Origin of the sequence: Caulobacter henricii (assembly GCF_001414055.1) — a bacterium.
GTDB lineage: Bacteria > Pseudomonadota > Alphaproteobacteria > Caulobacterales > Caulobacteraceae > Caulobacter > Caulobacter henricii.
Window position 1 is genome coordinate 1,964,884 of record NZ_CP013002.1, and the last position, 13,146, is coordinate 1,978,029.

At 65.4% G+C, this 13,146-nt stretch carries 10 protein-coding genes; 6 read left to right on the forward strand and 4 right to left on the reverse strand.

What is annotated here, in order from left to right; all coding sequences use genetic code 11:
* Nucleotides 1-107 precede the first annotated feature (107 nt).
* Nucleotides 108-1,259 (forward strand): peptidoglycan DD-metalloendopeptidase family protein, encoded by a 1,152-nt coding sequence (locus AQ619_RS09115; protein WP_062146548.1) that lies wholly within the window; start codon nucleotides 108-110, stop codon nucleotides 1,257-1,259.
* Nucleotides 1,240-1,725, forward strand: coding sequence for a bactofilin family protein (locus AQ619_RS09120; protein WP_062146550.1), 486 nt, complete (start codon nucleotides 1,240-1,242; stop codon nucleotides 1,723-1,725). Before AQ619_RS09115 ends, AQ619_RS09120 begins: the two co-directional genes overlap by 20 nt.
* Nucleotides 1,726-1,798: 73 nt before the next feature.
* On the opposite strand, the gene prfB is transcribed toward AQ619_RS09120, so the two are convergent.
* From prfB to AQ619_RS09135, 3 genes are all read right to left on the reverse strand, one after another.
* Nucleotides 1,799-2,912 (reverse strand): peptide chain release factor 2 gene (gene prfB, locus AQ619_RS09125; RefSeq protein ID WP_166504195.1). Its coding sequence is split into 2 segments (ribosomal slippage): nucleotides 1,799-2,842 and nucleotides 2,844-2,912, totalling 1,113 coding nucleotides; the frame shifts between segments, so codons are not numbered across the junction.
* A gap of 75 nt (nucleotides 2,913-2,987) precedes the next feature.
* Nucleotides 2,988-5,369 (reverse strand): penicillin-binding protein 1A, encoded by a 2,382-nt coding sequence (locus AQ619_RS09130; RefSeq protein ID WP_062146553.1) that lies wholly within the window; start codon nucleotides 5,367-5,369, stop codon nucleotides 2,988-2,990.
* Between the two features lie 158 nt (nucleotides 5,370-5,527).
* Nucleotides 5,528-6,715 (reverse strand): N-acetylmuramoyl-L-alanine amidase family protein, encoded by a 1,188-nt coding sequence (locus AQ619_RS09135; protein WP_062146555.1) that lies wholly within the window; start codon nucleotides 6,713-6,715, stop codon nucleotides 5,528-5,530.
* A gap of 409 nt (nucleotides 6,716-7,124) precedes the next feature.
* Here AQ619_RS09135 and AQ619_RS19045 point away from each other — a divergent pair, with 409 nt between their 5' ends.
* The 4 genes from AQ619_RS19045 (at nucleotide 7,125) to AQ619_RS09150 (ending at nucleotide 12,301) form a co-directional block, all read left to right on the forward strand.
* Nucleotides 7,125-7,343, forward strand: coding sequence for a hypothetical protein (locus tag AQ619_RS19045; protein WP_166504196.1), 219 nt, complete (start codon nucleotides 7,125-7,127; stop codon nucleotides 7,341-7,343).
* Nucleotides 7,267-9,972 carry an Rne/Rng family ribonuclease gene (locus AQ619_RS09140; RefSeq protein WP_062146557.1) on the forward strand — a complete coding sequence of 902 codons (2,706 nt, stop codon included), beginning with the start codon at nucleotides 7,267-7,269 and terminating at the stop codon, nucleotides 9,970-9,972. Before AQ619_RS19045 ends, AQ619_RS09140 begins: the two co-directional genes overlap by 77 nt.
* 143 nt (nucleotides 9,973-10,115) lie before the next feature.
* The gene (locus AQ619_RS09145) at nucleotides 10,116-11,534 is read left to right on the forward strand and encodes a M48 family metalloprotease (RefSeq protein WP_062146559.1); all 1,419 of its coding nucleotides are present in this window, start codon (nucleotides 10,116-10,118) and stop codon (nucleotides 11,532-11,534) included.
* Nucleotides 11,535-11,560: 26 nt separating this feature from the next.
* Nucleotides 11,561-12,301 carry a DsbA family protein gene (locus AQ619_RS09150; protein WP_062146561.1) on the forward strand — a complete coding sequence of 247 codons (741 nt, stop codon included), beginning with the start codon at nucleotides 11,561-11,563 and terminating at the stop codon, nucleotides 12,299-12,301.
* On the opposite strand, the gene AQ619_RS09155 is transcribed toward AQ619_RS09150, so the two are convergent.
* Nucleotides 12,298-13,104, reverse strand: a complete 807-nt coding sequence (locus AQ619_RS09155) for a thiazole synthase (protein WP_062146563.1) — start codon at nucleotides 13,102-13,104, stop codon at nucleotides 12,298-12,300. The genes AQ619_RS09150 and AQ619_RS09155 overlap by 4 nt on opposite strands.
* Between the last annotated feature and the right edge of the window lie 42 nt (nucleotides 13,105-13,146).

Sequence of the window (13,146 nt, forward strand, 5' to 3'; positions counted from 1 at the left end):
CAAGCTCTATTTTCCGACTCACGCTCTCCTGGAGCGTGAAGAGCCTTGCGCGGCTGCGCAATATCGTTGCATATCCCCGTGTTCTGTAAACGGGGGTTTCGTGAGCGATGGCCATCAAACGCTTCAAGCGACTGCGCCAATCCCTCGAAGGTCTGTTCCCTGAAAGGCATCTCTATATCCGCTCAGGCGGTGAGATGCGGGGCTACGTCTTCTCGACCAACAAGCAGCTTCTGGCCGCGACCGCCGTCGGCTGCGCCGCGCTGTGGATGGGCGTCTGCACCGCCGCCATGATGGTCAATGCCCTGGCAGTCAGCTCGACCGACCAGCAGGTCATCAAGCAGCGCGCCTATTATGAGCGGCTCAATGCCGACCGTCAGGCCCGCCTGAACAGCGCCGTCGCCCAGCTTTCCGCCACCAACGGTTCCCTGGACGAACTGGCGGCCTCCGTCGAAAAGCGCCACTCGGCGCTCGCCATGCTGGTCAGCGACTTCAAGGGGGTGCCCGGTGCCGCCGACGCCCTCAAGACCTCACAGCCCCACCTTCTCGCGGCGACACCGGTCCAGCGCATCCAGGCCACCCGGATGGATCAGGAACGCCTGATTGACGCTGCCGAGACCTTTGCCAAGAGCCGCGCCGAGCGCCTGCGACTGGCGATGCGGATGGCCGGCCTCGACGCCAGCAACTATACCGGCCGCGGCGTCTCCCTGGGTGGCCCCCTGATCGAAGCCAAGGACCCCCGCGCCCTCGCCGCCGTCCTCGACGTCGACGAAGAGTTCGCAACCCGTATCCACCGCGCCGCGACCGACATGTCCGACATGCGTTCGCTGAATGCCGCGGCACAGAAGCTTCCCTTCTTCCGCCCCACCAGTAATCCGGCCATGAGCAGCAGCTACGGCGTGCGGTTTGATCCGTTCACGCGCCGGCCGGCCTTCCATTCGGGGCTGGACTTCCCGGGCGCGTTCTACACCCCGATCATGTCGACTGCGCCGGGCGTGGTGTCGTTCACCGGCGTTCGGTCCGGCTATGGCAATACGGTCGAGGTCGACCATGGCGGCGGCTTCAAGACCCGCTACGCCCACCTGCAGGCTATCGCCGTGCGCGTGGGCCAACGGGTCGCGATCGGCCAACGCGTCGGGGCCATGGGCTCGACCGGCCGGTCGACCGGGCCGCACCTGCACTACGAAGTCTGGGCCAATGGCAGGGCCCAGAACCCCAATCGCTTTTTGAAGGCTGGTGAGTATGTTCAGCAAGCAAACTAAAGGCTCGACCAAGGGCCCGGCCAAGATCGAGCCCCTGCCCACGCCCGTCGCCAGTGTTGACCAGGTGCGCAAGGTCGCCCCGAAAGTGGCGTCCCTGATCTCGGCCGACATCACCATCGAAGGTGGCGTCACGGGTGATGGCGAACTGCAGATCGACGGTGTCGTGCGAGGCGATGTGCGCGTGGGTCGCCTAACGGTCGGTGAAACCGGTCACGTCGAAGGCTCGGTCTATGCCGAGGCCGTCGAGGTCCGCGGCCGGGTGGTCGGTGCCATCACCTCCAAGCAGGTCCGCCTGTACGGCACGTCCTATATCGACGGCGACATCACCCACGAACAACTGGCCATGGAAACCGGTGCCTTCTTCCAGGGCCGCAGCCTGAAGTTCCAGCGTCCGGCTCATCAGCCGGCTCCGGTTCCCACGCCGGTCCTCAGTTCGGTCCCCGAGCCGCAGGCCAAACCGGCCTAACCCCGAGACACGATCAAGAAAAAGCGCCCCGGATCACTCCGGGGCGTTTTGCATTTCAGGGCTCTACCCTTGGTCAGGCGTCGCGGGTGGCACCGACCCGCTGGGCGAGGGACGCGCCCATGAACTCGTCCAGATCGCCATCCAGCACCCCCTGGGTGTCGGAGGTTTCGACATTGGTCCGCAGGTCCTTGACCATCTGATAGGGCTGCAGGACGTAGCTGCGGATCTGGTGACCCCAGCCGATGTCGGTCTTCTGGTCTTCAAGCGCCTGCTGGGCGGCTTCCCGCTTCTGCAGTTCGGCCTCATAGAGGCGCGCGCGCAGCATCTTCCAGGCCTCTTCGCGGTTCTGGTGCTGCGAGCGGCCAGACTGGCAGGCGACGGCAATACCGGTCGGAATGTGCGTCAGACGCACCGCCGAGTCGGTCTTGTTGATGTGCTGCCCACCGGCGCCGCTAGCGCGGTAGGTGTCGGTGCGCACGTCCGAAGGGTTGATCTCGATCTCGATCGTGTCATCCACCACCGGGTAGACCCAGGCCGAGGCGAAGCTGGTATGGCGCTTGGCGGCAGCGTCATAGGGGCTGATGCGCACCAGGCGGTGCACTCCGGCCTCGGTCTTCAGCCAGCCATAGGCATTGGGCCCCTTGACCAGCAGGGTCGCCGACTTGATGCCGACCTGGTCACCGGAGGTTTCTTCCACCAGTTCCACGCTCATCTTGTGCGCGTTCGCCCAGCGCGAATACATCCGGAGAAGCATGCCGGCCCAGTCGCAGGACTCGGTCCCGCCCGCGCCGGAATTGATCTCGACATAGCAGTCATTGCCGTCAGCCTCGCCGGACAGCAGAGCCTCCAGCTCAGCGCGACCAGCCCGCTCCTTGAGGTCCTTCAGCTGGGCGCGGGCATCCTCCAGCAGGGCTTCGTCGCCCTCCATGTCCGCCAACTCGGCATATTCCAGCGCATCCTTCAGGCCCTGTTCAAGGGCCTGAACGGCTTCAACGCGCACCGCAAGGCCCGCGCGTTCGCGCGAGACAGCCTGGGCTTCAGCGGGCTTGTCCCACAAGGTCGGGTCCTCGACCCGGGCGTTCAGCTCATCGAGCTTTCGAAGTGCGGCATCCCAGTCAAAGACGCCTCCTGAGCAGTCCTACGGACTGCTCGATGTCGGCCGCAGAGGCCTCAACATCCGGTCGCATCACGTTACTCCGTGACAAAAAGAAGGGGCGCGGGAGATAGCCCGCGTCGGACGGCGGTGCAACGCCGATGATGGATCAATAGAGGCCGCTCAGAGGATCAACGGTCTTGGGCGGAGGCTTGGCCGCCTCTGCAGCGTTGTTGGCTCCAGTCGGCGTCCCATTGGGCCATGTGGTCGAATAGGGCTGGGGGCCGTCTACCGCAGCCGGAACTTCGGTTTTCGGCTCGGTGCCCGGTCGGAAAGCCTCCCGGATCCCGCGCACCATGGCGAACTTGGCGGTCTTTGGCGGTTTGAAGTCGCTGACCGGCTGGCCCTTCAGGGCGACCTTCATGAAGTCCATGAACACCGGCACGGGTCCGGCCGCGCCCGTTTCACCCTCGCCCAGTGAACGGTTGTCATCAAAGCCGATAAACACCCCGACCACCAGGTTGGGCGAGTAGCCGACGAACCAGGCGCTGCGATATTCATTGGTGGTCCCGGTCTTGCCCGCCAGGGGGCGTCCCAGGGAACTGACGGCGGCAGCCGTGCCGCGCTGTACGACCCCCTGCAGCATCGACGTGATCTGGTAGGCGGTGACAGGGTCCATGACCTGTTCGCCCGGGGCCGCAAAGCGCGGGCTCTCGTCGCCATTGAATCCGGCAGTACAGCGCACGCATTCACGCTTGTCGGCGCGGAAGATGACCTTGCCTTCGCGGTCCTGGACCAGTTCGATCAGGTGAGGCTCGACCCGGCGGCCGCCATTGACGAACGGCGCATAGGCCGATGTCAGCTTGAACGGCGTTGTCTCGCCCGCCCCCAGGGCCATGGCCAGAACCGGTTGCATGTCGCGCACGACACCGGTGCGCTTGGAGAAGTCGATGATCTTGCGCATCCCGACGCTCTGGGCGAGGCGCACGGTCATGGCATTGATGGACTGTTCCAGGCCCTTGCGCAGGGGTTGAGCGCCATAGAACTCCTTGTGGTAGTTCTCCGGGCTCCAGTCCTCGCCATTCGCGCCTTTGAGGGTAATGGCGCTATCGACGATCACGCTGGCCGGCGTGTAGCCGTTCTCGAGAGCGGCGGCATAGACGAACGGTTTGAAGGCCGAGCCGGGCTGACGCATTGCCTGGGTGGCGCGGTTGAAATTCGACAGCGAGAAGCTGTAGCCCCCGACGAGGGCCACGACACGGCCACTGAAGGGTTCGATGGCCACCAGGGCCCCGTTGACGGCCGGCACCTGCCGCAGGCGATAGGTGGCTGCACCTTCGACCTTCTCGACAAAGACCAGATCGCCGGCTTTCAGACCCTTGCCCGCCCTGGCCCAGGCCATATCTTCACTGACGATGGCCCCTTCGCCCTCGCCCTTGACCAGTCGAACCCGACCATCACCTGACACCACGACGGCCGCACGCCAGCCCTGACGCTCCGAAGGCGGGTTCTTGCCGCGCGCGGCCTTCTCCCAGTCTGCGTCATCGGCGGTCACATGCCCCCAGGCACCCCGCCAGCCGTGACGACGATCGTAACGCTCGAGGCCGTCCATCAGCGCGACACGCGCCGCAGTCTGCATGCGCGGATCCAGGGTCGTGCGCATGTAATAGCCGCCCTCGCTGAGGCGCGGTCCGAGGGTCGCGACGCCACGCTGGCGCACTTCCTCGACGAAATAGTCAGCATCACGATAGGCGGCACGCTTGGGCGCCGCCTGAACCACCAGATCCTCGGCCATGGCCTTTTGAGCGTCAGCCTGTGAGACCCAGCCCAGTTCGGCCATCTGGCCCAGGATCCAGTCCCGACGCCCCTTGGCCTTGGCCTTGTTGCGGATCGGATGATAGTTGTCCGGCCCCTTGGGCAGGGCCGCCAGATAGGCGGACTCAGCCAGGGTCAGTTCCGGCAGGGACTTGCCAAAATAGTTGTACGAGGCCGCGCCGACGCCGAACGAGCGGTAGCCCAGCCAGATTTCGTTGAGATACAGCTCAAGGATCTGCTGCTTGTCGAGCGACTGCTCCAGGCGATGGGCCAGGATCGCTTCCTTGAACTTGCGCCCGACCGTGGCGTCGCTGGTCAGCAGAACGTTCTTGGCGACCTGCTGGGTGATCGTCGAACCGCCCTCCAGTCGCCGGCCCCGCGCGGCATTGCCGACGTTCTTGAGCATGGCGCGCGAAAAGCCGCCGACATCGACACCGCTATGGCGGAAGAAATTGCGGTCCTCGGCGGCCATGAAGGCCTGGGCCAGCTGCGGCGGGATCTGGTCATAGGGGACGAAGATCCGGCGCTCCTTGGAGTACTCGCCGATCAGGGTCCCGTCCCAGGCATAGACGCGCGTCGCCGTCGGCGGACGATAGTCCTGCAGTTCACCGGCATCGGGCATGTCGTGGAACAGCCACGCCGCATAGACGGCGATCGCAAAGCCCGCCACGGCGATCGCGGAAAGCACCGCAACGCCGGCGATGGCCATCCATCGTTCGGTGGGTTTCAGATCCACGCGGCCTCCGTCGGACGACGCACTCTCGCCCGCCCTGCTCTCATCCTCTAGAGCCCGATCCGCAAAAGTGTAAGCGGTTTTGCGGTCAAAAGGCCGCGTCCGGACTCTGACTCAAGCCTCTAGCCTGCATCGGGGCGGGCGCCAACGGCGCGCTTGCCTCAGGACTTGCGGATCTGGGCCGAGAAATAGGACTCAATCGCGTCCCCGACGGCATTGACGATGCGGGTCCGGCTGGCGGGGTTGCTCAGCAGACGCTCGTCATCGGGATTGGTGATGAAACCCATCTCGAGCAGCACGGCGGGGACATCCGGTGCCAGGAGCACAATAAAGCCCGCGTCACGATGGCTGCGACGCAGAAGGGGCGTCTCCTCCCCCACCCGATCAAGCAAGAGTTGGGCGAAGGCGGCTGAGCGGTTCTTGGTAGCCCGCTGCGACAGATCCAGCAGAATCTGGCTGACCGCGCGATCACGGCCCGGCAGGTTGGCCTTCATCAGCCAGTCGTCTTTTTCGAGCACCCGCGCCACGCGCTCAGTGCCCTTTTCAGACAAGGTGTAGACGCTGGCACCCCGCGTGGTGGCGTCGGGGCCCGAGTCCGCATGCATTGAGATGAAGAGATCGGCATCCGACCGGCGGGCAATCTGGACACGCGCCTCCAGCGGAATGAAGGTGTCAGTCTCCCGCGTCATCACGACCTGGAATCGGCCCGTGCGCTCCAGCCTGGCCTTAAGCGCTTTTGCGGCAGCGAGGGTGACGTCCTTTTCATAGACCGAGGCCCCCATTGAGCCGGGATCCTTGCCGCCATGGCCGGCGTCGATGACGATCACCTTCTTGAGCCGCAGAGGCGGTGCCTTGACGGGGTTGGAAGCAAAGGTGAGCTTTGGCGCGGCCTCGGGGACGGTGCCGTCCGTGGCGATCAGGTCAATCACATAGCGATAGGCCGTGGCTCCATCACCGGGCGGGAGCAGAAATCGCCGCCGGACCTCGGCCCGACCGGCCAGATCGAGGCGAAGGCGCGCGCCGCCCCCGGCCTCGTCGATCACCCAGCGCTTGACCAGGCCCTGACCGGCCCCCTGCAGGTCACCCGAGACCGAAACATTGGGCAGGCCGATGACAATACGTTGATCAAGGGCACCGTCGGCGATCAGACGCCCGACTGCAGCGCGATCCAGGTCGATCACCACCCGGGTTTCGGCGCGATCGCCGCCAAAACGAACTTTTTGAACACCGGATGCCGGCGCAGGGCCCTGGGCGGTCGCAACCGCCACGCCGGCCAGGGTCAGGCCGCCGACGATCAACGCCGCTCGCAACCAGCCCGTTCGCGCTAAACCGATGAGAACTCTGCGCATCCCTCGCCCAAGTATTCCGATGGCCGTGAACCAACCGCCACTATCGGGCATCCGCGGTAGCGAAAGGGTTAAATCAGGGCCTGTTGTCCAGAGCTTTCCTTTTGCCTCGCGATGTTGCTACAATTCGCCGGCGTGCGAGCGACGTGATCGTCATGGAAGCTCGCGCGAGCGACCGCGTAGCGTTGGTGGCCTTTCGCCACCTTCACGACGTGCGCCGCGACTAGACGAGTTATCCGAGGATCGACCCCTTGTCCGCAGGCAGATGCCTGTCTTGGGAGAAGTCCACAGGGCCCGCGTCGGGCTTTCCGCCTTCCGGCGACGACGCGCCATCCGATCCGCGCCACTTCGGTGCGACCCGGTAAACCATCCAGTCCGCGCCTCACGGTGCGGTAGAGAAAACAGAAACCTCATGGGCTGCGCCGCACCCGTCCGCCATTGGCATCCGACCTCTCGCAACCGCACTGGCGGAGCGACGGACGGTGACGCGCGCGCCTGTCTTTCATTTCGGCGACCGGGCCAGGAGCCCGTCGTGCGCCGTGGAGATTCCCTTAATGTCGAAGAAGATGCTTATCGACGCAGCACACGCCGAAGAGACGCGTGTGGTCGTCGTGGACGGAACCCGGGTTGAAGAATTCGATTTCGAAAGCCAGACCCGCAAACAGCTTCGCGGAAACATCTATCTCGCCAAGGTAACCCGCGTCGAACCCAGCCTGCAGGCGGCGTTCATCGAGTATGGCGGCAATCGCCACGGGTTCCTCGCCTTCAACGAGATCCATCCCGACTACTACCAGATCCCGGTCGCCGACCGGGAAGCGCTCATGCGCGACGACTCGCACGATGACGAGGACGACCACGTCTCCGCCCGTCGCGATGACGAGGATGGCGATCACGTCGACGACGAGGAAGACGCCGTCGAAGAAGAACTGGCGCGCCGCAAGCGCCGGCTGATGCGCAAGTACAAGATCCAGGAAGTGATCCGCCGCCGGCAGATCATGCTGGTTCAGGTCGTCAAGGAAGAGCGCGGCAACAAGGGCGCGGCCCTGACCACCTACCTGTCCCTGGCCGGCCGCTATGGCGTTCTGATGCCCAATACGGCGCGGGGCGGCGGCATCAGCCGCAAGATCACGACGGTCACTGACCGCAAGCGCCTCAAGAGCGTGGTCCAGAGCCTCGATGTGCCCCAGGGCATGGGCCTGATCATCCGCACGGCCGGTGCCAAGCGCACCAAGGCGGAAATCAAGCGCGACTATGACTACCTGCTGCGCCTGTGGGAGAACATTCGCGAGACCACCCTGCATTCGGTGGCCCCGGCGCTGATCTACGAGGAAGAAGACCTCGTCAAACGCGCCATCCGCGACATGTACGACAAGGAACTGGAAGGCATCTGGGTCGAGGGTGAAGCCGGCTTCCGCGAAGCGCGCGACTTCATGCGCATGCTGATGCCGAGCCAGGCCAAGAAGGTGTTCCACTACCGCGATCCGGCGCCGCTGTTCGTCAAGCACCGTATCGAAGACCATCTGGCGCAGATCTATTCGCCGGTCGTGCCCCTGCGCTCAGGCGGCTATCTGGTCATCAACCAGACCGAAGCCCTGGTCGCCATCGACGTCAATTCGGGCAAGGCGACGCGCGAGCGCAACATCGAGGCGACCGCTCTCAAGACCAATACCGAAGCCGCAGAAGAAGCGGCCCGCCAGCTGCGCCTGCGCGACCTGGCCGGCCTGATCGTCATCGACTTCATCGACATGGATGAAGGCAAGAACAACCGCGCCGTCGAGAAGGTCCTCAAGGACGCGCTCAAGGACGATCGCGCCCGCATTCAGATGGGCAAGATCAGCGGTTTTGGCCTGATGGAAATCAGCCGCCAGCGCCGCCGCACGGGCGTCCTGGAAGGCACCACCCACGTCTGCGAACACTGCGAAGGCACCGGCCGGGTCCGTTCGGTCGAGTCCAGCGCCCTGGCGGCCCTGCGGGCCGTCGAGGTCGAGGCCCTGAAGGGCAGCGGCGCCATCACCCTGAAGGTCTCGCGCGCCGTCGGCATCTATATCCTGAACGAAAAGCGCGCCTACCTGGTCCGCCTGCAGCAGACCCACGGTCTGTTCGTGACGGTGCTGGTCGACGAGAGCCTCCACGCGGCCGAGAACGAGATCGAGCGCACCGAGCTGGGCGAACGCATCGCCATCGCCCCGCCGCCTCTGTCGGAGGAGGACTTCGACGACGAGGCCTATGACGACGAGGATGAAGCCGACGAGGACGAAGAAATCCTCGATGACGAGTCGCTCGAGGATGAAGACGGCGACGATGACGCCTCGGCCGTCCGCGCTGCAGCTCGCGCCAAGCCTCGGACTGAGCCTGCCAGTGACGACAGCGACCGCAATCGCAAGCGCAAGCGGCGCCGGCGCGGGCGTCGTGACGATGTCGACGCCGGCTCGGACGATGAAACCTCGGAAGAGGCCGAAGGCGAAGACGACGCCGAAGGGGACCGCAGCGACTTCGCCATCGAGGGTGAGGACGAAGAAGCCCGCCGCCGCCGCCGCCGCCGCGGCCGCCGGGGCGGTCGTCGCGGGGGTCGCGAAGACGGTGATCGTCCGACCGACGCCTTCGTCTGGATCCGTCCGCGTGTCCCGTTCGGCGACAGCGCCTTTGCCTGGCATGACCCCGCAGCCCTGGACGGCCGTGGCGGCGAGCCGCGCCGACCTGCGCCGGAGCCGGCCCAGGCCGCGGCCAAACCAGAGCGTGCGGAACGGGCCGAACGGTCGGAACGGCCAGAACGGACCGAACGGTCCGAAGGCCGCTCAAGCCGCAACCGTGGTCGCGGCCGAGGCGAACGTGATGCGCGGCCTGCCGCCATTCAGCCTGTGGCCGATGTCGAACTGCCGCCGATTCCGACCGTCATCGCCGAGCCTCCGCCGAGCGACATCTGGGTCGAACTGCCGGCCCCCAGCGTCGATGCGCCGAAAAAGGCCCGCCGCCCCCGCTCACGCGGTCGCAAGGGTGACGCCCCGGTGATCGAGGACACCATCGAGGCCACCTCCGACGCCGCTGCGCCGGAAGTGGCCGCGCCAGTGGAGCCCGTGGTCGTCGAACCTGTTTCAGTGCCCCAGGTCGCTGAGCCGCCGGCGGTCGAGGTGCAAGCCGCGCCCGAGCCGACCCCGGCCGTGGAAGCGGTTATCGCGCCGACGGCCCCGGTCACGCCGGATCCGGCCGAAATCACCACCCCTCCGGCCAAGCCGCGTGGCGGCTGGTGGCGCCGGGGCTGATGCCCGTTGATGGACGGCCGGACTCTGGTCTGGCCGTCCATGACCCCCATATGCCAGTGTCGCGAACGAAAGCGACGGTTCACAGACCGGCAGGTAGCACGCTAGACTGGCCTCAATCGCGGGGGCGCGACTGGAGACGCTGGATGACCTCGCGAAAGCGGTGGGCTGAACTAAGGCTTCGCGCCCTGTGCTCCGTGACCCTGGTCACGGCACTGACCCTTTCAACCTGGGCTCCTGCCGCCGCCCAGGAAGGGCCCTCTCTGATCCGCGACACCGAGATCGAGGAAATCCTGCATCGTGATGCGGATCCGATCTTCGAGGCGGCGGGGCTGGATTCCCGAACCGTTCGTATCCTGCTGGTCGGCGACAAGTCCCTGAACGCCTTCGCGACCCAGGGTCTGATGATGGGCCTGAATACCGGCCTGATCCTGCAGACCGAGACGCCCAACCAACTGAAGGGTGTCATTGCTCACGAAGCCGGGCACCTGGCCGGCGGTCACCCGATCCGGTCTTCAGAAATGATGCGCGCCGGCCTGAAGCCGATGATCCTGACCATGGGCCTTGGCGTGCTGGCGGCCCTGGCCGGGGCCCCGGACGCCGGTGCCGTGCTGTTGGGCAACGCCTCCTATTTCGGGACCCTCGGCGCGCTCGGCTATAGCCGGGACCAGGAGTCGCGCGCCGACCAGGCCGCCGCGGGTTTCCTGGAAGCGACCGGCCAGTCCGGCCGCGGGCTGGTCGAGTTTTTCGACAATTTCCGCTACCAGGAAGTCTTTGATCAGGCCCGGCGGTTCGCCTATTTCCGCAGCCACCCCCTGTCCTCAGAGCGGATCGAGACCCTGCGCAGCCGGGTTGAGCGCCAGTCCCACTACGACGCCGTGGACAGTCCGGCGGACCTGGCCGAGCATCAGATCATGCGGGCCAAGCTCGAAGGGTTTCTCAACCCTCAGATTGCGCTGATGAAATACAAGGAAGCCGACACCAGCTTCCCGGCCCGCTATGCCCGCGCGATCGCCTATTATCAGATGAAGGAGCCCGACCGAGCCCTGAAACTGATCGACGGCCTGCTCGAGGACAATCCCGAGAACCCGTATCTGTGGGAACTGAAGGGTCAGGTCCTGTTCGAGTTCAATCGCGTCGAACAGGCCGAAGCGCCTCAGAGAAAGTCCGTGGCCCTGAAGCCCGACGCTCCCCTGCTGCGCATCAATCTAGGCCAGACCCTGATCAGCCTGAAGGACACCGCCAAGGTCGAGGAGGGTGTGCGCGAGCTCAAGCGCGCCCTTCTCAATGACAACGACAATGCCGTGACCTGGCGTTTGCTGGCCCAGGCCTATGACAAGCAGGGCAAGGACGGCGACGCCCGTCTGGCGACCGCGGAACAGTATTTCTCGCTCGGCGCGGCCCAGGAGGCCCGGGTCTTCGCCATGCGGGCACGAGAGCTCCTGACCAAGGACACCCCCGAGTGGCGACGGGCCACGGATATCGTCCTGGCCTCGCGTCCGAGCAATCAGGACCTTAAGGATCTCGCCAAGGAAGGCGCGACCCAGTCCGTTTTCCGTCGTTAAACCAGACCCCCAAACCTGAGACTCTTATGAGCCCTTTCCGCCGCCCCGGCGCCCTCGTCCTGTCTTTCGCCCTTTCGGGCATCCTCCTGGGGGCCTGCGCTCCGGCCAAGGCCGACAAGGAGTTTGGCGACAAGGTTCGCGCCTATCTTCTGGAGCACCCCGAAGTGCTGTTGGAAGTCAGCGCCAAGCTGGAGCAGAAACAGGCCACCAAGGCCGCCGAGGCCGGACGCAAGGCGCTTGATCAGTTCCGGCAGGCCATCGAACGCGATCCCCGCGATTTCGTCGCCAATCCGAACGGCACGATCACGGTCACCGAGTTCTTCGATTACCGGTGTGGCTATTGCCGGCTCGCCGCGCCGGAGATCCTGAAGCTGATCGCCGAAAACCCGGATGTGCGGTTTGTCTTCAAGGACTTCGTGATCTTCGGCCGCGACTCCGAAGCCGCCGCACGCCTGATGCTGGGAGCCAAGGCCCAGGGCAAGTCCCTGCTGCTGCACCGGGCCTTGATGGCCGAGAAGAGCCTGGATGAAGCCTCAGCCTACCGCATCGCGGCCGGACTGGGCATTGACGTTGCCAAGGCTCGCAGTCTTGGCGCATCGGCAGGCGTAACCCAGCACCTCGCCGACACCCACGCCCTGGCCCAGTCCCTGGCCATCGAAGGCACGCCGGCCTACATCGTCGGGGACACCATCATTCCCGGGGCCGACATTCAGGCCCTGAAACTGGCGATCGCCAAGGCCAAGGCTGCGGCGCTGAAACGCGCCTAGATCAGACCCGCGAGGGGCGAACTCGGATCGGCGTAGCGACGCATCGGCATCCGTCCGGCCAGATAGGCCTCGCGGCCGGCGATCACCGCATGCTTCATTGCGCGCGCCATGCGGATCGGGTCCCTGGCCTCGGCGATGGCCGTGTTCATCAGGATGGCGTCGCAGCCCAACTCCATGCCGATCGCAGCATCCGAGGCTGTGCCGACCCCGGCGTCAACCAGAACGGGTACCTTGGCGTTCTCGATGATGATGCGCAGATTGACCCGGTTCTGAATGCCGAGGCCTGACCCGATCGGGGCCCCCAGCGGCATGATCGCCACGGCCCCGGCCTCCTCGAGCTTGCGGCAATAGACCGGATCGTCCGAGCAATAGACCATGACCTGAAACCCGTCAGCGACGAGCAGTTTCAGAGACCGAAGCGTCTCCTCCATGTCGGGGAAGAGGGTCTTGGGATCGGAAAGGACTTCCAGCTTCACCAGGTCCCAGCCACCGGCCTCGCGGGCCAGGCGCAGGGTTCGCACCGCATCCTCGCCAGTGAAACAGCCCGCCGTATTGGGCAGGTAGGTGAAGCGGTCCTGCTTGATGTAGTCGACCAGCAGGGGCTGGCTCGGGTCGGTGAGATTCACCCTCCGGACCGCCACGGTGACGATCTCGGCACCGGCGGCCTCTGCCGCTGCGGCATTGGTCGCATAGTCCTTGTACTTGCCCGTGCCGACGATCAGGCGCGAGGTGAAGGTACGACCGGCGACCGTCCAGCTGTCGTCGGAGGTCAGGGCGGATTCGGGGGAAACATGCGCGTTCATGGGGGTGGTTTACGCCCCGTCAGGCGCGGATTCAAACCTGTC